This window comes from Simiduia sp., from assembly GCF_058345725.1.
This window is the reverse complement of record NZ_JBTUOC010000002.1, coordinates 1-18430: the sequence shown is the minus strand read 5'-3', so window position 1 is coordinate 18430 and position 18430 is coordinate 1. Positions and strand designations below refer to the sequence as shown.

The 18430-nt window shown below is 57.9% G+C and carries 20 protein-coding genes; 14 read left to right on the top strand and 6 right to left on the bottom strand.

The window, feature by feature from the left end:
* The 4 genes from corA to ACW8F6_RS00110 are packed head-to-tail and all read right to left on the bottom strand — an operon-like array spanning position 1 to position 3428.
* Positions 1 to 969, bottom strand: coding sequence for a magnesium/cobalt transporter CorA (gene corA, locus ACW8F6_RS00125; RefSeq protein WP_491573799.1), 969 nt, complete (start codon positions 967 to 969; stop codon positions 1 to 3).
* Positions 959 to 2041, bottom strand: coding sequence for a succinylglutamate desuccinylase/aspartoacylase family protein (locus ACW8F6_RS00120; protein ID WP_491573798.1), 1083 nt, complete (start codon positions 2039 to 2041; stop codon positions 959 to 961). Before ACW8F6_RS00120 ends, corA begins: the two co-directional genes overlap by 11 nt.
* 4 nt (positions 2042 to 2045) lie before the next feature.
* The gene (gene rimK / locus ACW8F6_RS00115; RefSeq protein WP_491573797.1) at positions 2046 to 2951 is read right to left on the bottom strand and encodes a 30S ribosomal protein S6--L-glutamate ligase; all 906 of its coding nucleotides are present in this window, start codon (positions 2949 to 2951) and stop codon (positions 2046 to 2048) included.
* A 9-nt stretch (positions 2952 to 2960) separates the two neighbouring features.
* Entirely contained in the window at positions 2961 to 3428 is a 468-nt protein-coding gene (locus ACW8F6_RS00110) for an ATP-dependent zinc protease family protein (RefSeq protein ID WP_491573796.1), read from the bottom strand.
* 183 nt (positions 3429 to 3611) lie between these two features.
* Between ACW8F6_RS00110 and cobU the strand changes: the two genes are divergently transcribed.
* From cobU to ACW8F6_RS00080, 6 genes are all read left to right on the top strand, one after another.
* Positions 3612 to 4142, top strand: coding sequence for a bifunctional adenosylcobinamide kinase/adenosylcobinamide-phosphate guanylyltransferase (cobU, locus tag ACW8F6_RS00105; protein WP_491573795.1), 531 nt, complete (start codon positions 3612 to 3614; stop codon positions 4140 to 4142).
* Positions 4143 to 4192: 50 nt separating this feature from the next.
* Positions 4193 to 5239 (top strand): nicotinate-nucleotide--dimethylbenzimidazole phosphoribosyltransferase, encoded by a 1047-nt coding sequence (gene cobT / locus ACW8F6_RS00100; RefSeq protein WP_491573794.1) that lies wholly within the window; start codon positions 4193 to 4195, stop codon positions 5237 to 5239.
* The gene (locus ACW8F6_RS00095; protein ID WP_491573793.1) at positions 5236 to 5853 is read left to right on the top strand and encodes a histidine phosphatase family protein; all 618 of its coding nucleotides are present in this window, start codon (positions 5236 to 5238) and stop codon (positions 5851 to 5853) included. Before cobT ends, ACW8F6_RS00095 begins: the two co-directional genes overlap by 4 nt.
* Entirely contained in the window at positions 5843 to 6625 is a 783-nt protein-coding gene (gene cobS, locus ACW8F6_RS00090) for an adenosylcobinamide-GDP ribazoletransferase (RefSeq protein ID WP_491573792.1), read from the top strand. The genes ACW8F6_RS00095 and cobS overlap by 11 nt, the downstream gene beginning before the upstream one ends.
* A gap of 155 nt (positions 6626 to 6780) precedes the next feature.
* Positions 6781 to 7011 carry a DUF350 domain-containing protein gene (locus tag ACW8F6_RS00085; protein WP_491573791.1) on the top strand — a complete coding sequence of 77 codons (231 nt, stop codon included), beginning with the start codon at positions 6781 to 6783 and terminating at the stop codon, positions 7009 to 7011.
* On the top strand, positions 7011 to 7841 hold the full coding sequence (locus tag ACW8F6_RS00080) for a transglutaminase domain-containing protein (protein ID WP_491573790.1): 831 nt from the start codon (positions 7011 to 7013) through the stop codon (positions 7839 to 7841). Before ACW8F6_RS00085 ends, ACW8F6_RS00080 begins: the two co-directional genes overlap by 1 nt.
* 56 nt (positions 7842 to 7897) lie before the next feature.
* Here the strand turns inward: ACW8F6_RS00080 and ACW8F6_RS00075 are convergent, their stop codons facing one another.
* Positions 7898 to 8347, bottom strand: a complete 450-nt coding sequence (locus ACW8F6_RS00075) for a winged helix-turn-helix transcriptional regulator (protein WP_491573789.1) — start codon at positions 8345 to 8347, stop codon at positions 7898 to 7900.
* Positions 8348 to 8503: 156 nt separating this feature from the next.
* Between ACW8F6_RS00075 and ACW8F6_RS00070 the strand changes: the two genes are divergently transcribed.
* Entirely contained in the window at positions 8504 to 8812 is a 309-nt protein-coding gene (locus tag ACW8F6_RS00070) for a hypothetical protein (RefSeq protein ID WP_491573788.1), read from the top strand.
* A gap of 82 nt (positions 8813 to 8894) precedes the next feature.
* Here the strand turns inward: ACW8F6_RS00070 and ACW8F6_RS00065 are convergent, their stop codons facing one another.
* Positions 8895 to 9806 (bottom strand): sulfite exporter TauE/SafE family protein, encoded by a 912-nt coding sequence (locus ACW8F6_RS00065; RefSeq protein ID WP_491573787.1) that lies wholly within the window; start codon positions 9804 to 9806, stop codon positions 8895 to 8897.
* 129 nt (positions 9807 to 9935) lie between these two features.
* Here ACW8F6_RS00065 and ACW8F6_RS00060 point away from each other — a divergent pair, with 129 nt between their 5' ends.
* The 7 genes from ACW8F6_RS00060 to ACW8F6_RS00030 all read left to right on the top strand — a co-directional run.
* Positions 9936 to 10397: a VOC family protein gene (locus ACW8F6_RS00060; protein WP_491573786.1), complete on the top strand. Its 462-nt coding sequence runs from the start codon at positions 9936 to 9938 to the stop codon at positions 10395 to 10397.
* Positions 10387 to 11133: a DNA alkylation repair protein gene (locus ACW8F6_RS00055; RefSeq protein ID WP_491573785.1), complete on the top strand. Its 747-nt coding sequence runs from the start codon at positions 10387 to 10389 to the stop codon at positions 11131 to 11133. The genes ACW8F6_RS00060 and ACW8F6_RS00055 overlap by 11 nt, the downstream gene beginning before the upstream one ends.
* 27 nt (positions 11134 to 11160) lie before the next feature.
* Positions 11161 to 11715, top strand: a complete 555-nt coding sequence (locus ACW8F6_RS00050; RefSeq protein ID WP_491573784.1) for an RNA polymerase sigma factor — start codon at positions 11161 to 11163, stop codon at positions 11713 to 11715.
* Positions 11712 to 13745, top strand: a complete 2034-nt coding sequence (locus ACW8F6_RS00045) for a vWA domain-containing protein (protein WP_491573783.1) — start codon at positions 11712 to 11714, stop codon at positions 13743 to 13745. The genes ACW8F6_RS00050 and ACW8F6_RS00045 overlap by 4 nt, the downstream gene beginning before the upstream one ends.
* Before the next feature lie 220 nt (positions 13746 to 13965).
* On the top strand, positions 13966 to 15087 hold the full coding sequence (locus tag ACW8F6_RS00040) for an efflux RND transporter periplasmic adaptor subunit (protein WP_491573782.1): 1122 nt from the start codon (positions 13966 to 13968) through the stop codon (positions 15085 to 15087).
* A gap of 30 nt (positions 15088 to 15117) precedes the next feature.
* A complete protein-coding gene (locus tag ACW8F6_RS00035) occupies positions 15118 to 18198 on the top strand; it encodes an efflux RND transporter permease subunit (RefSeq protein WP_491573781.1) in 3081 nt (1026 codons plus the stop codon).
* A gap of 24 nt (positions 18199 to 18222) precedes the next feature.
* Positions 18223 to 18430: DUF808 family protein (locus ACW8F6_RS00030; protein WP_491573780.1), on the top strand; the 208-nt coding region annotated here is incomplete at its 3' end.

The window sequence follows — 18430 nt, the reverse complement described above, 5'->3', positions numbered from 1 at the left end:
TTAAAGCCACCCCTTCCGGCGCACAAACGTTACCCCAAAGATCACAAACGCCACCATAAAGCCCAGCACAAAGAAATAACTGTAGTGCCAGCTAAGTTCGGGCATGTGTTGAAAATTCATGCCATAAATGCCGGCTACCAGTGTTAACGGCAAAAATATTGCGGTGACAATGGTTAGCAATTTCATGATATTATTGGCCCGGTGGGCACTGATGGAGATGAAGCCGTTGATTAGATCGGTTGTCAGTTCCTGATACAAATTGGCGAGACTGCCGAGCCGCTCGAAATGCTCAAACAAGTCAATCAATTCGTGTTCGTCGAAGGCAAGCAGCTGGTGCCTGTGACCGCTGATGATTTCGTCGATCAACTCCTTTTGGTAGACAAAGGAGCGCCTGGCCTTTTTTAACTGAGAGCCGTAGTTAATCAACTCGCCCAAAAGGTCGTCGGTATTGGTTTCAAATATTTCATCCTCAATTTCGCCCAGGCGCTGTTCCACTTCGAACATGATGGGCAGAAACCGGTCCACAATGCCGCGCAATATCAGATAGCAGAGTTGGCCCATGCCACCCGCTGTAAGGCGCCGCTCGTCGCACAGCTGTTGCCACAGTTTGTCCACCGCGGCGCTGGGCTTATCGTGGCGAGTGATTAAGTGGGAATTATTGGCAAACAGCGCCAGCTGGTGGCGCGCCATATTTTCGTGGCTGCCGGCGTGCATCAGTTCGTGCATCAATAAAAATACGTGGTCGTCAAAGGCCTCGTATTTTGGCGGGTGCCGGTGTCGCTGCGCGTCCCGGTGCGCCAGCGGGTTTATATCGAAGTCTGCCAGGGCGCGCATTTCGCGCTCGCTTTCGGCCCCGCAAATATCCAGCCAGAGAAAGTAGTCGCTGTTGTGGTAGAGGGGTAATAGCTCTTCGCCGCCTTGTTTTTCGAGTTCCCCTTTACTATTAAACAACAGGGCTTTAATTGTCATAGCGCTCTCCCCACGGATCTGTATAGCGCAGATCCGGATCGTTCAAGTCTTCCATTTGCTCGTGAAATTTTTCAACGGTTTTTTCTGCGTCTTTGACCGTGTCGAACTTTGCTACATGAAATAGCGCTTCGCCCTCGTTTACGACCGGGATGTTATTCCGGCCGATAATGATGCCATTGACCGGAGCGCGCACTTCTAGCTCCATCTCGCCATAGGGATCGACAATTAGGGCTAAAATATCGTCTTTCTTTACGCGCTCGCCGAGCTCAATGTTGGCTACCATCATGCCGTCGTGTGCAGCGCGCACCCACTGGCTGGAGCGCGCCACAATGGGTGCCAAAGCAGTTTTGGTCGACCGTCGACCTTTTAACATACCTAAGTGGTTCATTACCCCCAGCACGCCTTTGACGCCACCGTTGATCGACGCTTCGTCAAAACGCAGAGCCTGGCCCGCCTCGTAGAGAATGAAGGGCTTGTTGAGTTTGTCGGCCGCGTCGCGAAATGATCCGTCGAGTACGCCTGAGTGCATGACCACCGGGGCGCCAAAGGCCTGCGCCATGGCCAGGTTGGCATCGCTTTCTAGGTTGGCGCGAATTTGCGGCAAGTTGGAACGATGAATGGCGCCCGTGTGTAAATCCACCACGTGGCTGCATTTTTCCAACAGCTTGGTGCGAATCAAGTAGGCGATGCGCGAGCCGAGTGAGCCCTTTTCGCTGCCGGGGAAGCAGCGGTTTAAATCGCGTCGATCGGGCAGATAGCGAATTTGTTGGATAAATCCAAAAGCGTTGACGATGGGCACTAAAATCAGGGTGCCGTGCAGACGATTGAGCGCCGGTAACTTCGACAGGCGGCGACATACCTCGATGCCGTTTAACTCGTCGCCGTGAATGGCGGCGGTGACCAGCAACACAGGGCCATCGTATTTTCCGTGCATGACCTCCACACCGATTGACAGCGGCGTGTTGGTGTAGAGTTTGCCGATATCCATTTGTAGCATGGCGCGCTCGCCAGCGGCCACAGTGGCATCCAGCAGTTCAAAGGGCGCGCGCGCCGATTTTTTGGTGCTGCTCATAGGGTCAGCCTTTACCCTTGGTTTTAGAGGCGTTGACCTTGGCGTTTTTTTCCATCCACTTGATAATTTCGCCGGCAATATCTTTACCCGTAGCGGCTTCGACACCCTCCAGACCGGGCGACGAATTGACCTCCATTACTACCGGTCCGGCGGAAGAGCGCAACAGGTCAACACCGGCGACGTTTAGGCCCATGGTGCGCGCCGCTCGCACGGCGGTTTCGCGTTCCTGCGGAGTGATTTTGGCCAGCGATGCGGTGCCGCCGCGGTGCAAGTTAGAGCGGAATTCGCCCTCTTTGCCCTGGCGCTTCATGGCGCCCACCACTTTGTCGCCCACCACAAAGCAGCGAATATCGGCACCACCCGCTTCTTTCACAAATTTCTGCACCATGATATTGGCGCCCAGGCCCATAAAGGCCTCCAGAATACTTTCGGCGGCCTTGCGATTTTCCGCCAGTACCACGCCAATACCCTGGGTGCCCTCCAGCAATTTGATCACGAGCGGCGCGCCGCCCACCATGTCGATCAGATCGGGGATGTAGCGCGTTTGGTTGGCAAAGCCGGTGGTGGGCAGACCAATATTTTTGCGCGCCAACAGTTGCATGGAGCGCAGTTTGTCGCGCGAGCGCGAAATAGCCACCGATTCGTTCAGCGGATACACGCCCATCATTTCAAATTGCCGCAGTACGGCGGTGCCGTAAAAAGTGACAGAGGCGCCGATACGCGGAATGACCGCGTCAAAGCCAAGCAGCTCGCGGCCCTTGTAGTGCATATCCAGGTCGGAGGGATTGATGGCCATGTAGCAGCGCAGCGCATCGATAATTTCCACCTCGTGACCGCGCTCTTCGGCGGCCTCTTTCAGGCGGCGCGTAGAGTAGAGATTGGGGTTGCGCGAGAGTATTGCAATTTTCATGACTACACCTCAAAGGGCGTCGGGCGTGGGCCGGACTGATTGTAAGTAAGAGCCCTGTGAATCCACTAGAAAGCGATTCTCCAGGGCTTTGCGGCCTAACAGCATGCGAAATTTCATGTTGTCGCGGCTGGTCAGGGTGAGCTCTGCTCGGAATTGGTGTTGCCCCAGATAAATCGCCGTTTCAATGACGGGGCGTAATTCTTCGTGACCGCCAGAGTCGCGAACGATGCGTTTGTCGATGACGCGCGCTTCGGTAAACCACTCGCGGTCACTCTTTTGAATGGGGTGCACACCAATGCGCACCCACTCTTGGTTATCGCGTTCAAAAAATTCCATGGCAAAGGTGTGCAGTGCCGAGGTGCGCGCGCCTGTATCCACTTTCACTTTAATGTTTTTGATGCCCAATTCGGGCAGGGCAACCCACTCGCGCCAACCCACACAGGGCAGCGGTACAAGCGGTGAACTGGAATCGGTCATAAAAGTCCTTAGGTTACTCGTGCTGGGCGACATAGGGCCGGTGCAGGCTGGCCGCGGAAAAGGCGTGAATCATTGCGCTAACGGCTCCGTAAGTCTAGCAGTCCGTGCAGAATTGGCGGCGCCTGTATGAGCCGCCCCACACCTGTACAATGGCGGCATTTCACCAACTGGCAGGAACGCGCAGTGAAGCAGTTGATATTGGGAGGGGCCCGCTCGGGCAAGAGTCGCTACGCCGAGCAGCAGGTGCTGGCGCAAGCGAGGCAGGTGGGCGCATCGCCACACTATGTGGCAACAGCCAGCCTCGCGGCATCCGACGAAGAAATGCGAGCGCGCATCCAGCGCCACCAAGCAGATCGCGACAGCATTTGGCAATGTTTTGAAGAACCCTTGCATTTGTCGGCTCTGATTGGTCAATGGCGTTCAAATGGGGCGCCGGTTTTGATAGATTGCCTCACACTGTGGTTGAGCAACTGTTTACTGGCTGAATGCTGGCCGCGCGAGCGGGCGCTGTTTATCGAGGCTTTCAAGGCGCATGCCGGCCCTATCACGCTGGTCGGCAACGAAGTGGGTCTGGGGGTTGTGCCCCTGGGCGAACTCAGTCGCCGCTTTGTGGATGAAAGCGGCTTTTTGCATCAAACATTGGCGGAGCACTGTGACCGAGTGGTGTTTTGTGCCGCCGGCTTACCACTGGTAATGAAGGACGCAACGGCCTAGCCCGCGTCGTGGTATTCAATTAACGGATGTCGTAACCAAAGGATGCGCACATGCAAGAGTGGTATTTGCACCCCGGTCAGGTGCCTAGCGAAAAGCACCGCACCAAGGCGCTCGCCTGGCAGCGCCAGCTGACGAAGCCCGCAGGCTCGCTCGGGCGCTTAGAAACCCTGGCTGCCCACCTGGCCGCCCTGCAACATCGCAAGCACCCCGAATTGAAACACGTAAATATCTGCGTATTTGCCGCAGACCATGGCGTCTGCGCCGAGCAGGTTTCCGCCTTCCCGCAGGCGGTCACTGCCCAGATGGTGGATAACTTCATCAATGGCGGCGCGGCGATCACGGTGTTGGCCAAGTCGCTCGGGGCCGCTTTTGAGGTGGTGAATCTGGGGACTGTGGCACCGGTACACGAATCGCGCGGGGTGCAGTGTCAGGTGATCGCGCCGCAGTCGGGCAATATTCGCTGTGCCGATGCCATGAGCCGCGGCCAACTGGAACGGGCGCTGGAAACTGGGCGCCAAGCGGTAGCGCGCGCGGTGGAAGACGGTTGCGAGTTGTTCGTAGCTGGTGAAATGGGCATAGGCAATACCACCGCCGCCACGGCTATGTTGGCTCGATTGGTGGCGCAACCGGCGGAGCAGCTCACAGGGCCGGGCACTGGGCTCAACGATAGCCGACTGGCCCACAAAGTGGCGGTGATCAAGCAGGCTCTGGCATATCACGGCGCGGTCACAGCGCCCCTGGAAGTGTTGCGCTGCCTGGGTGGCTTTGATATTGCCGCGCTGGTGGGCTGCTACATTGCCTGCGCTCAGGCCCGCCTCCCCGTGCTAGTGGATGGTTACATCTGTGGCGTGGCGGCGCTGACCGCCGTGCGCATTAACCCGAGCGTGCGGCCCTGGCTACTCGCTGCTCATCGCTCGGCGGAACCGGGCCACAGCGCGGTACTGGATGCGCTGTCGCTCGCGCCGCTACTGGATTTGGGGCTGTGTCTGGGCGAAGCCAGCGGCGCCGCACTGGCGGTGCCCTTGTTGCGCATGGCCTGCGACCTGCACAACAACATGGCCACCTTTGCCGAGGCCGGTGTGGCCGAAGGCGAATGACGCCCACCAGCATCTATTTGCTTCGCCACGGCGCCTGCGAAGGCGGCCAGATTTTTCGCGGCCGCACCGATTCGGCCTGTACGCCAGCCGGCCATCGACAATTGCTCGATCGCCTGGCGAGTTTGCCGCCTCTGGCGGCGGTGGCCACCTCGCCTCTGCAACGCTGTAGCGCCGCGGCTCGGGCCTTTGCAGCGGCGCGATCCCTGCCCTGTGTCGAGCAACCGGCCTTTGCCGAAATAGACTTTGGCGATTGGGAGGGGCGGGCCGTAAAGGACATCGAGCAGGCGGCACCGGCGGCAATTAGCGCCTTCTGGCGAGACCCTGTGGCACACCCACCGCCAGGAGCGGAAACCCTGCCCGATTTTCAGGCGCGGGTCAGGGCGGGCTGGCAGTCGCTATTGGGCGCCTATCGCGGCCAAACGTTGGTGTTGGTGACTCACGGCGGCGTGCTGCGCAGACTGTTAGCAGAGCTATTGGGCATGCCCCTGCGGCCGCTGTCGCACCTGCACGTACCGCACGGTTGCCTGTCGCTGGTGCGCTACTTTCACGCGCCCGATCAACCCGATTGGCCGCAGCTGATTTTTCACAATGGGCGGGCGACCGATGAAAACTAGCTTTTGGTTGGCGGTCATGTTTTTAACCCGCGTGCCGGCGCCTCGGTTGGCAGAGGTTAGCGATGTACACCAGCGGCGGGTCATGTACTTTTTCCCGCTGGTTGGCTTGTTGCTGGGCGGCGTGTTGAGCGCGCTGGCCTGGTTGCTACCGCCGGGGCCGGTGGCGCTGAATGCTGCGCTGCTGATAACGCTTTGGGTTTTCCTCACTGGCGGCTTGCATATTGACGGCTTGGCAGACGCCGCCGACGCCTGGTTGGGCGGTCTGGGCGATCGGGCTCGCAGCCTAGCCATTATGAAAGATCCCAGGGCCGGCTCTGCGGCGGTTATGACCGTGGCTTGCGTGTTGTTGGTAAAAGTGACGGCTCTAGCGCACCTGTGGTTGTGGAGTTCGAGCGCCGTGTTGTTGGCCAGCTTGCTGTTGGTGCCCGTTATTGGGCGCTGCGTGCCTGCGCTGTTGTTTTTCACCACCCCCTATGCTCGGGCCGAGGGGCTGGCGAGCCCGATGGTGGTGGCGGCCAACGGGCGGTTCCAGCGCGGCTGGGCTGCGACGTGTTTAGTGGCCGCGGGTGTCGGCCTGTTGGCGTTAGTGGGTCTCAATAGCCTGTGGCTGTGGGGTGTTTTAGCTGTGCAGTTGCTGTTACTACGGCGCTTAATGCTCGTGCGTTTGGGCGGTGTCACTGGCGATACCGTGGGCGCCGCTGTGGAGCTGACCGAAATGTTTGCTCTGGTGATGCTTGCCTATTTGCAGCCTATGCCGGCGCTGGCGGGCTAGTGTCAAGGCGTCAGTTGTGTATTCACGCGCGCGGAGCCGCATAAAATTTTGCTGTTGTCGCGCCCACGATAATGGCTACACTGCGCGGCTGTAGCCGACCTGCCCGTCGGCGATAGCTGCACATCAATTATTCAAATCGCTTGAAGGAATGACGCATGGAGTGGGACTTTTTACTGGCAACCTTGATGAACCTGGGTGTCAACTTGCTGTATACCCTGGTGGCATTATTTGTGGGTGTAAAAGCCTTGTTATTGATTGACGACAAGCTCATGAAAACAGTGAGTTTCGAAGAGGAGTTAAAGAACGGCAATGTGGCGGTAGCCATCTTTGCATCGTCAATTTTGATTTTTGTCGCACTTATTGTGACCTTTGGATTTAAGGGTTAGTGGGGCGGCTTTTCAACTGGGCTCTGGTGCTGTTGCTGGCGCTGCATTTTTTATCGCAGCTCAAAGAGCAGGGCGCTGAGCAGGCACAGCAGGACGCCGCGCGCCAGTTGGAGGAGCAGGCCTATCAGGCGGGCATGGCCCGATTAAAGACCAGCCAAACCCACCATGGCCCCAAGCCCGGTCGGGTGACCCTGCTGCATACGCAGAAAACCATCGATGAAGATCAGTTGCATAAGTTGTTGGGGCCCGATGCAAACAAGTCGGCGTTTTTTACCTATAAGTTCTACGGCGTTGAGCAGGCGACCGGGTCGGCCATGGGCTTGGACAGGCGCCACCACTTTGTGAACGGCTACCTAGAGGGATTTAGCCCCTTTGTCACTACAAATGTGTTTGTGCCCTTGTCGGTGTTGGCCCGTAAAAAGCGCTACATGCTGGATAAACTCAATCACGGCGGCGAAGAAATCTGGCAGACCAGCCGACAGGCCTACCTGTACACCCGTGGCGATTGCGAAGATCACGCCATCGCGCTGGCCGACTGGTTAATCGATATGGGTGAAGATGCGCGGGTAGCTTTAGGCACCTACGACGGCGGCGGTCACGCGTGGGTGGTGCTGATAAAAGACAATCGGGAATACATTCTAGAGGCCACCCAGAAAAATGGCCTGTCGGGTTTGCGGCGTTACCCCTTGGCCAGCGCACTACCCTTGTACCGGCCTCAGTTTCAATTCAATCGCACTTCATTCTGGACCAACGTGGGGACAGCCTACACCACCGATTACCGCTCGAGCGCCTGGTTGGAAAAAAGCCACTACACCAGCCTACCGAATTGATTCGCGCGCGCTAACGCTGGCAAGCCCCTGCCAGCGGCTTGGCTGGACGAGCTCGGTCAGTCCTCGGACACCGGTAAGATATCCGCCGGCCCAAGCGGACGGCCATCGTGCGATAGCACTCGCAGCGGTTGAATGGGCTGGTGGTCGCGGCGGTCCAAAAAGGTCAGCGGCGAGCGCTCGGGATCGGGCCGCCAGCGGTCAAACCACTGAGCAAATCCAATCATGATAGGCATTAGCTCCCAGCCTTTGGGCGTCAGCTTGTACTCCATACGCCGCCCGCCTTCCTGTACCGGTTGCTTGGTCAGAATGGCCTCGTGTTCAAGTCGCTTTAGACGCTCGGTGAGAATATTCCGGGAAATGCCCAGCTCCTCCACCATTTGATCAAAGCGCCCGGTGCCGCCGGCCAGCATCAGGTTGCGCAACACCAACATGGACCAGGCTTCCCCCACCACATCCATGGAGCGGGCAACCGGGCAACACAGGTGGGAGAAGTTGTTTTTGACCATTGAGTTCTGCCTCTGAATGCATGTGAATATTAGTTGCAAAAAACAACTTAAGCAACTATCTTAGGTTTTGTTATGCAACCGTTGTGTTAAAAGACTTATATGCCACGGTTGGCAGTTGCCCAAACAACCTCATCGATTTTGAACCAGGAGATACCCATGGTCACTCGTTTATTCATTGCAGCTCTGGCCCTTGTTGCCGCCCCCACCTTTGCCGCCGGATTGAGTCAATCGGATGCGCGCGCCCTGTGCGACGCAAAAGTGTCGGCCAGCCAAACCGATCAGACGGATTTTCAATTCCGCCGCAACGCCATGAGCGATTACCGCCGGGGTGTGTTCACCTTTATGTACAACTACCGCGCGGTGATGGCGGGCGACACCGTATCGCGCAAAGTAAAGTGCGTGATTGAAAAAGACGGCGGCGCGATTCAAGAACTGGATGTGCAAGATGGCCGCTGGAATTTCTAGCGATTCATAGGTTGGTACAAGCCCCCGCCTGCGCCAGGGTGGGGGCGCCAATTGGCATCGTTATGGCGCCGCTGACCTCAACTTAATGCACCGCGAGCAGATAGATGCTCGAGCCCACAATCCACACACCCGCCAATATCTTCAGCCGATGCGGCCCTAAAAAATAGGCAAAGCCGCGGGCAATATAGCCGCCGATTACCGCGCCGGGCACCGCAAATGCTGCCAGCAGCCAAGGAATATCGGTGTGTAGCAAATGAAACACCATGCCGCTTAATACGGTAACGGCGGTAATAATTACCGCGGTGGCGGCGCAGGTCACCAATGGGTAGTTGCGAATAAACAAATACAGCGCCACCAGCTCGCCTACGCCCACGGAGAAGAGCGCGGTGGCAAAACCGCCGACCACGCCAAGGCCCACTAACACGTAGAGATCCGGCCGTGCGAGCTGCGCGCGGGGTGTTATCTTTGGGTCGTCGCGCCACACGCTTAGTAGCAGCGCGCTACCCAGGCAGATGGATAAGCTTTTAAACCAAAACAATACATCGGCGGGCGCAAAGGCGAAAATGTACTGGGTGGCCAGCAGTGCCGGCAGGCAGCCCGCCAACACCCAGACAATCAAACCCCAGAATTGCGCCGGTGGAATACCGGTGGCCGGCTGCGCCGTTTGGCGCTGCATTTTGTTGAGCCAGGTGAGCGAACCGGTGGTCATGCCGTAGCATTGAATGAGAAAACTGGTGGCGACGATTTGCGTGGCGCTCACCGACAAAATATCCGCGCTGTTGATGTAGTCAAACACCGGCACAAAGACGACGCCGCCGCCCACACCGCTGGCGTTGGCGATGGTGGCGCCACCGATGCCCACAAACAGCACGGGAAAAAACTGCGCCAGCCGCGCCCAGCTGAGGTCGGCGAGCCACCAGATGGCTATGAGGCCACAGGCCAATAACAGAAAGGTGATCAGTGTGATATTGCGAAGCGTCAGGTGGTTTGCCATGGTGCTACAGTTATCGTCTCTAGGGCGCCTCGTGGGCCGGCCATTGTAGTGGCTTGGTGCACTCGCATCCAGCGCGGCGCCCGCGCTGGGCGGACTGGCCGCTGGGCGTTTTTTGTCAAGGAGAGCACGATGACCGTACCCGCCATCCCCGAGGGCTACCACAGCCTGACCCCCTACCTAGTGGTTAACGGCGCCGCCGACGCACTGGCCTTTTACACGCAAGCCTTTAATGCTGAGGAACTTTTCCGATTGCCCTTGCCCGATGGCAAAGTGGCCCACGCAGAAATGAAAGTAGGCAATTCGCACCTGATGATCGCCGATGAAATGCCGGAGCAGGGCGCGCTTGGCCCGGTGACGCTGGGCGGTGCAGGCGTCAGCCTGATGCTGTACACCGACGATTGCGACGCCCTGTTTGCGCAGGCCCTGGCCGCTGGCGCCACGCAATTGCGACCTTTGGAAGACCAGTTCTACGGCGACCGGTCGGGTACATTAAAAGACCCCTTTGGCCACGTGTGGACAGTGGGCACCCACAAGGAAGACTTAACCCCCGAGCAGATTGCCGAGCGCATGCAGGCTGCCTTTGGGGGCTAGCGCTCGCCTCGACGCCGAGCGCCTGCAAGCCGCTTTATTGGCTCAGGCGGACGCGGCACAGGCGGTCAAGGCGCAGCGGTTTTTCAAAACAGGGCCAGGGCAATACGGTGAGGGAGACCAGTTTCTTGGCATTCCCATGCCCGTGCTGCGCGCTGCATCGAAGCAAGCGGGGTCGCTGTCGCTTGCGGTGGCCACGCACTTGATTGAAAGCCCCTGGCACGAAGTGCGCATGTTCGCGCTGGTGAATTTAGTGCAGCAGGCTCGGCGTCGCGGTTGCGACCGGGCTGCACTCTACCGGTTTTACCTGGCGCATCGGCGCGGGATTAACAACTGGGACCTGGTGGATGTGTCGGCGCCAGACCTGGTGGGCACTTACTTACTGGCGGGCGATCGCCGCATATTGGATGAACTGGCGGCCTCTACCAGTTTATGGGACAGGCGCATTGCGGTGCTGGCCTGTCTCGCCTTTATCCGTGCCGGTGAAACGGACGACATAGTGCGCCTGGCCCAGCAATTGTTGGCAGATCCGGAAGATTTAATGCACAAAGCCGTGGGTTGGATGCTGCGCGAAGCGGGTAAGCGCGAGCCGCAGGTTCTGGAGAATTTTCTCGCGGCCCACACACCGGTGCTGCCGCGCACGCTCCTGCGCTATGCTATCGAAAAATTGCCCGCCGCTCGCCGCCAATACTACTTGGCAATACCGCGCGCCAAGGAAATGGACTCGACCCCCGTCTAAATAGGGAAACCGCTTGGAAAAAATGGCGTGACAGACAGTTTGCACCCAGTGATCACAGCTGCCCAGGCCGGCGACCGGGTGGCCTTCGCACGCCTGGTGGACAGCGAGTACGCGGTTATCTACCGCTTTGCGCTGAGCTGGTGCGGCGTGCGCGAGGACGCCGAGGACATCGCCCAGCTCGCCTGCATCAAACTCGCTCAAAGCCTGGTTCAGTTTCGCTTTGAATCGTCCTTTCACACCTGGCTATATCGGTTGGTTATCAATTGCGCTAAGGACTGGCAGCGAGCGCAGGGCCGCCACCAGCGCGATCGCGTGGTGGGCGAGGATGCTGAGTCGCCGTTGGGCCAACAGGCAACGAGTGGGCGCGCGGAAAGCCTGCTGTTTTTGCAGTCGGTATTGGCGTGGATCGCGCTGCTTGGCGAGGGGTTTAAAGAGGCGGTGTTGTTGGTATTGGGCGAGGGCCTGAGCCACAAAGAGGCCGCAGAGATATTGCAGGTAAAAGAAAGCACAGTGTCCTGGCGAATTCACGAAGTGCGCAAGCGCGTCGCACAGTGGCAACAGGACTCCGGGAGTAGCCCATGACTGATAAAACTACGACTTCAGAGGCGGCCTTAACCGAGGCCCTCGCCGGAGCGCGGCAGGCGCCCGTGGACGAGGGCGCCAAAGCCCGCGCCATTCAAGCGGCGCTGGTGGAATTTGATCGCATTCAACAGGAAAAGTTGCCCTCGCCCCAAGGATTTTGGCGGCGCTGGCGTCTAACGGGGACATTCACCACCCTGGGACACACAACAATGGCACTTTTTCAACGCAAATGGCTTTACAGCGGCGTCGCGGCGGCAAGCGTGGCGGTACTCACCCTGATGGTTACGCAGCAGCTAGACCATACAGTCATAACACCCGAATTGCAGGAGGCAGACGAGGTCGAGCAATTCAAGGTGGCGCAACCGTCGCGCCAAGGCAAAGACAGTCCAGCCCCAGAAGCGCTGCGCGAAGAGGTGGTAGTGACTGCCGCGCGCAGCGCATCCAAAGAGAGCACGGCCGACGCACTGCAGGCGGCGCCGGCGCCAGTGGCCGAGTCGGAGGTGCGGCGAGCACACAAACTGGCCGATGTTAAACGCCTGACAATGGCCGCGCCGCAGACCCTGCCGGCTGCCGACCTAGTGGCGCCGCCTGGCTATCAGGTACAGGGGCGCGACGATTTCCAGCAGGTTGAAGACAACCCCGTGCAGCGCGTCAGCGAGCAGCCGGTGTCTACCTTTTCGATCGACGTCGATACCAGTTCTTACAGTTTTGTGCGGCGGCAACTGAACCAAGGGTTACTGCCTCAAAAAGCCTCGGTGCGCGTAGAGGAAATGATCAACTACTTTGATTACGACTATCCGCTACCCGCCGATGCTAGCCAGCCCTTTAGTACACACATATACGTCGGCGATTCGCCCTGGGCGGCGGGCAACAAGCTGTTGCACATCGGCATCAAAGGTTTCCAACTGGCGCCTGCGGAAAAGCCCAAGACTAACCTGGTGTTTTTATTGGACGTCTCCGGCTCCATGGACGCGCCGGACAAACTGCCCTTGGTGAAGCAATCTATGGAATTGCTGCTGTCGCAACTGGCGCCAGAGGACACTGTGGCCATTGCCGTGTATGCAGGTGCAGCCGGCACAGTCCTGGAGCCGACCGCCGTAAAAGACAAACAAAAAATCCTCAATGCGCTACAGCAACTGCGCGCCGGTGGCTCCACCGCCGGGGGCCAGGGCATTAAACTGGCCTACGAACTCGCCGCGGCAAATTTTGAAAAGGGCGCCGTTAATCGCGTCATGCTGGCGACCGACGGCGATTTTAACGTGGGTATCACCAACCGCGACGAGCTCAAGGGCTTTGTGGAGCGCGAGCGCGAAAAAGGGATTTATCTGTCGGTGTTGGGCTTTGGGCAGGGCAACTACCAGGACCAACTGATGCAAGCCCTGGCGCAAAATGGCAACGGTGTGGCGGCCTACATCGACACCCTGAGCGAGGCACAGAAAGTGCTGGTAACCGAGGCCACGCGCAACCTGTTTCCCATCGCTCAAGATGTGAAAATTCAGGTGGAATTTAACCCCGCACAGGTGCAGGAGTATCGGCTCATTGGCTATGAAACCCGAGCGCTTGCGCGCGAGGATTTCAACAACGACAAGGTGGACGCCGGCGACATAGGCGCGGGACACACGGTGACCGCGATCTATGAATTTACGCCCCTCGGCGCCCAGCCATTGATCGACGACAGTCGCTACAAGCCGTCGGTACCGCGCACCGATAAGGCGGGCGAATACGCCTTTGTGAAATTGCGCTATAAGTTGCCGGGCGAACAGGTGTCCAAGTTGATAACGCAACCGGTGCCCGCCCACAACAGCGGTGCCGAAAACGCATCACTGCCCGAGTGGTTGCGGCGCGACGCACAATTTGCCACCGCAGTGGCGGGCTTTGCGCAGCTGTTGCGAGGTGGTCAATACACCGGCAATTGGTCTTACGACGATGCACTGGCGTTGGCACAGGCCAACAAAGGTCCAGACCCTTACGGCTATCGCACCGAGTTTGTGCAACTTGTGCGCAAGGCTAAGGTGGCAAAAGGCCTTTAAGGGGGCTACCGAGAGGTTCGTCGACGGGGGCACTGGCCCCCGTTTTGTGGTTGTGCCGTTTTGACGCGTCATTTATGGGATATGTCGCTCGGTAGACGAAAAATGCGACCGAAAGGTGTAACATCCCTGTGGCATCGTGCAGCGGCCATCGCCATTCCCCAGCGTCAGATTCCGCGATCTGGCAGGGCAAGCCTATTTCACCCAAAAAACGAACTTTTGTATGAGTAAAGTAAAATCCATTGGCCTCGCCCTCGGCGGTTTATTGGCTATTGTGCTGCTGATTGGCGGCACCAAAATATTGCAATTTGCCGCCATGGGTTCGGCAGAAGAATTTTTTGCGATGCCACCGGAATCCGTTAGCGCCACGGTGGTTGCCCCCCAGCAGTGGCCCAATGAATTTGCAGCCATTGGCACAGTGGAGGCCGATGAAGGCATTACTATCGCCGCCGAAGTGCAAGGCAAGGTGCAGCAGATTCGATTTGAATCCGGCGAGCGGGTGGCGGCGGGAAAATTGCTGCTGGTGCAAGAGTCCAGCAACGAACAGGCGCAGTTGAGCGCTGCCAAGGCGCGGTTTAATTTGGCCCAGTCCACCTTTGATCGGCTGAAAAAACTGCACGCCAATAAGACGGCCTCGCAAAGTGAATTGGACGCGGCCGAGCAGCAGTTACTGTCGGCCCAGGGCGAGTTAGAGAATCTGCAAGCAACGCTGGCGAAAAAGCAAGTGCGGGCGCCCTTCGCCGGTCGGCTGGGCTTGCGGTTGGTGGACCCAGGGCAGGATTTGCAGGTGGGCACGCCCATCGTATCGCTGCAAGCCACGCAGCGCGTGCGGGTCAATATTCCCGTGCCACAGTTCTGGTTGTCGCAATTTAGCAGCGGTTTGACGGTAGAAGTCACCGCCGGCGACGGTTCCGGTCGGCAGTTCAACGGCATCATTACCGCCATTGGCGTAGAGATTGATGAAATGACACGCAATGTCACAGTGCAATCGTCCATCGATAATCGCGACGGCGCGCTGATTCCGGGCATGGCGGTCAAGGCGAGGGTGTTGCTCTCCGATCCGGAACCAGTGTTGGCAATTCCCAGTACTGCGGTGGTCTTTGCGCCCTATGGCGACACTGTCTTTTTAATCGAAACCGACGCGCAGGGACAATCGGTGGCGCGCCAGCAGTTCGTCAAGCTGGGCAAGTCCCGCGGCGATTTTGTGGCAGTGACCAGCGGCCTAAGTGCCGGCCAAACCATCGTCAGTGCCGGCGCATTTAAGTTGATGAACGGTGCTGCGGTAACCGTTAGCGATCAGCCTTCGCCCACCTTGAGCTTAAACCCGACCCCGGCCGATCGCTAAACGCGGCCTAATGCGCTAACGAAAAAGACTATGAAATTTACCGATATTTTTATTCAGCGGCCGGTGATTGCCCTGGTGATTTGCCTGCTGATTCTACTGGCGGGGTTTCAGGCAGGTAATTCGCTGTCGGTGCGGCAGTTCCCACGCAGCGACGTGGCACGCATTACCATCAATACCGTCTATGTGGGCGCCAGTGCCGAATTAGTGCGCGGGTTTATCACCACGCCCATTGAGCGCGCCATCGCCTCGGCCGAGGGCATCGATTATATCGATTCAGAAAGCGCCATGAATCGCTCCACCATCCGCGCGCACCTGCAATTGAATTACGATCCACTGCGGGCCATGACGGAAATCAATGCCAAGGTGAATCAGGTGCGCGGCGAGTTGCCGCCGGAAGCCGAGGTGCCCACCATTACCATCGAGGCGGCCGACAGCGAATTCGCCGCAGCCTATTTAAGCTTTAGCTCAGATATTCTGGATCAGAATCAAATTACCGACTTTTTAACCCGCTCTGTGCAGCCCAGGCTCACAGCCATTGCCGGCGTGCAAAAGGCCGAAACCTTGGGTGGGCGCGTCTTTGCCATGCGCATCTGGCTTAAGCACGATCGCTTGGCGGCGTTGCGGGTAACGCCGCTGGAAGTGCGCCAGGCGCTGCAGCGCAATAACGTGCAGGCCGCCATTGGCCAGACACTGGGCAGTTATACCCAGGTTAACCTGCGCGCAGATACCGACCTCAATAGCGTTGAAGATTTTGAAAACATTGTGGTGCGCCGCACGGCCGACGGCATAGTGCGCCTGCGCGATCTGGCCGATGTGGAGCTGGGCGCGGAAGACTACAATGTGGAGGTGCGCTTTTCCGGTGATACCGCCGTATTTATGGGGGTGTGGGTAGCGCCCAACGCCAACTCGCTGGCGGTCATGAAAGATGTGAATGCCGAGATGCAGGCCATACAATCGGAGCTCCCCGCGGGCTTGAATGCCGTTGTGGCCTACGACGCCACGAAATATATCGACGCGTCCATCACCGAAGTCCTCACCACCTTAAGCGAAACCCTGTTGATCATCATCGTTGTGATCTTCTTATTTTTGGGCTTCAGTCGCTCGGTGTTTATCCCCGTGGTGGCCATCCCGCTATCGCTTATTGGCGCGCTCTTCATAATGCAGTTGTGTGGCTTTTCGCTAAACCTGTTGACGCTTTTGTCCATTGTGCTCAGCGTAGGGCTGGTGGTGGATGACGCCATCGTCATGGTTGAAAACATCGAGCGCCACATTCAAGAGGGCAAAAAACCCTTTGCCGCCGCCATCATTGCGGCCCGCGAATTAGCGGGACCTATTTTAGCTATGACGGTGACATTGGTTTCCGTGTACTTACCCATTGGTTTACAGGGTGGTTTAACGGGTACTCTATTTCGCGAATTTGCCATTACGCTAGCCGGCGCGGTGACTATCTCTGCCATTGTGGCAATTACTTTGTCGCCCATGCTCGGCTCGCGTATGCTCAAACCCCATCGCAGCCTAAATGCGCCTTTGGGCAAAATTTTTGATCGCTTTCAGGTGTACTACAACAAGACTCTAGCGCAAACCCTGCGCCACCGGCCGGCGGTGTACGTGATTTGGCTGGGAATTGCTCTATTGTGTTTGCCTTTATATTTGCTATCGGCAAAAGAGCTGGCGCCACTGGAGGATCAGGGCGTTATTTTTGGTATCTTGGAGTCGCCCGCCAACGCCACACTGGAGCAGGCGTCTTTCTACGCAAAGTCTGTCAACGAAGTCTTCATGGCCGTGCCCGAAACAGATTTTACCTTTCAGCTCACCTTTCCCACCGGCGGTTTTTCCGGCATGGTCACCAAACCCTGGGAAGAGCGCGAGCGCAGCGTTTTCGAAATCCAGCCCGAGCTGCAGCAGCAGTTAGGTGCGATTCCCGGTGTGCGCATTTTTCCGGTGACACCGCCGTCGCTGCCTGGCGGGGGCAACTTCCCCGTTGAATTTGTGGTGGCGGGCACGGCCAGTGCAAAGGAAATATACGACTACGCCTTGGCTCTGCAGGAAGTGGCTAACAACAGTGGTAAATTCAATTTCACCATGTTGGACATGAAGGTGGACCAGCCCGATTACCTGCTCAATATCGACCGCGAAAAAGTGGCAGATCTGGGGCTGGATTTGCAAACAGTGACGCAGGATTTGGGCACGCTGTTGGGCGGGGGATACGTCAATCGATTTAATATGGCCGGTCAAAGTTACAAGGTGATACCCCAGGTAAAACGCGAGGCGCGCCTCACGCCAGAGGATTTGTCGGCGCTTTATATCACCGGCCCCCAGGGCCAGCTGATTCGCCTCGATCAAATCGCGAGCCTCACGCACTCGACCGCGCCGCGCACGATACACCGCATGCAACAGCGCAATGCCGTTAAATTGAGCGGCGATACCCACCTGCCCCTGGGCGAGGCGCTGGCGTTTTTAGAGCAAGAGGCCGCCAAACTATTGCCGCAGGGGTATTCGGTGGACTACACCGGCGAGTCGCGCCAGTTAAAGCGCGAGGGCAATACCTTTCTCCCGGCCTTTTTATTGGCGTTAACCATGATTTTTTTGGTGTTGGCAGCCCAGTACAACAGCTTCCGCGATCCGGTGGTTATTCTGGCCGGCTCGGTACCGCTGGCAGTATTTGGGGCGTTAATTTTTACCTTCATTAAAATGCCCATGCCGCTGCCGTTTTTTACCGACGGTTTTTCCACCACCTTGAATATCTATTCGCAGGTGGGGCTTGTAACGCTAATGGGATTGATTGCCCGCAACGGCATCTTGGTCGTGGAGTTTGCTAACCGGCTGCAGGAAGAGGGCCTGTCTAAGTTGGACGCTGTGCGCGAAGCTGCCTCGGTGCGTTTGCGCCCGGTGCTGATGACCAGTATCGCCACCGTGGCGGGCCACATGCCATTAATTTTTGCCGATGGCCCCGGTGCCGGCGCGCGCATAGCCATCGGCTTGGTGTTAGTCTTCGGCATGGCTATCGGCACCATGCTGACGCTCTACGTACTGCCCTCGGTGTACGTGCTGGTGGCAAAAGATCACCAGCGCGAAAAGGCGCGGGTGGCGGAGCTGCAGGCGCAGCTGTAATTCACTGACAGACAAGGAACGCCCATGCCCAGTGCAAATTTATTGGTGCTAATCGACGACATTGCCGCGGTGCTCGACGATGTCGCACTGATGACCAAAATGGCAGCAAAAAAAACCGCCGGCGTGTTGGGCGATGATTTGGCGCTCAATGCCCAACAGGTGAGTGGGGTGCGCGCGGAACGCGAGCTGCCGGTGGTGTGGGCGGTGGCCAAGGGGTCCGCGCTCAATAAAC

Coding starts and splice junctions, on each gene's coding strand:
- corA (WP_491573799.1), bottom strand. CDS start 969: ATGACAATTAAAGCCCTGTTGTTTAATAGTAAAGGGGAACTCGAAAAA.
- ACW8F6_RS00120 (WP_491573798.1), bottom strand. CDS start 2,041: ATGAGCAGCACCAAAAAATCGGCGCGCGCGCCCTTTGAACTGCTGGAT.
- rimK (WP_491573797.1), bottom strand. CDS start 2,951: ATGAAAATTGCAATACTCTCGCGCAACCCCAATCTCTACTCTACGCGC.
- ACW8F6_RS00110 (WP_491573796.1), bottom strand. CDS start 3,428: ATGACCGATTCCAGTTCACCGCTTGTACCGCTGCCCTGTGTGGGTTGG.
- cobT (WP_491573794.1), top strand. CDS start 4,193: ATGCAAGAGTGGTATTTGCACCCCGGTCAGGTGCCTAGCGAAAAGCAC.
- ACW8F6_RS00095 (WP_491573793.1), top strand. CDS start 5,236: ATGACGCCCACCAGCATCTATTTGCTTCGCCACGGCGCCTGCGAAGGC.
- cobS (WP_491573792.1), top strand. CDS start 5,843: ATGAAAACTAGCTTTTGGTTGGCGGTCATGTTTTTAACCCGCGTGCCG.
- ACW8F6_RS00085 (WP_491573791.1), top strand. CDS start 6,781: ATGGAGTGGGACTTTTTACTGGCAACCTTGATGAACCTGGGTGTCAAC.
- ACW8F6_RS00075 (WP_491573789.1), bottom strand. CDS start 8,347: ATGGTCAAAAACAACTTCTCCCACCTGTGTTGCCCGGTTGCCCGCTCC.
- ACW8F6_RS00070 (WP_491573788.1), top strand. CDS start 8,504: ATGGTCACTCGTTTATTCATTGCAGCTCTGGCCCTTGTTGCCGCCCCC.
- ACW8F6_RS00065 (WP_491573787.1), bottom strand. CDS start 9,806: ATGGCAAACCACCTGACGCTTCGCAATATCACACTGATCACCTTTCTG.
- ACW8F6_RS00060 (WP_491573786.1), top strand. CDS start 9,936: ATGACCGTACCCGCCATCCCCGAGGGCTACCACAGCCTGACCCCCTAC.
- ACW8F6_RS00045 (WP_491573783.1), top strand. CDS start 11,712: ATGACTGATAAAACTACGACTTCAGAGGCGGCCTTAACCGAGGCCCTC.
- ACW8F6_RS00040 (WP_491573782.1), top strand. CDS start 13,966: ATGAGTAAAGTAAAATCCATTGGCCTCGCCCTCGGCGGTTTATTGGCT.
- ACW8F6_RS00035 (WP_491573781.1), top strand. CDS start 15,118: ATGAAATTTACCGATATTTTTATTCAGCGGCCGGTGATTGCCCTGGTG.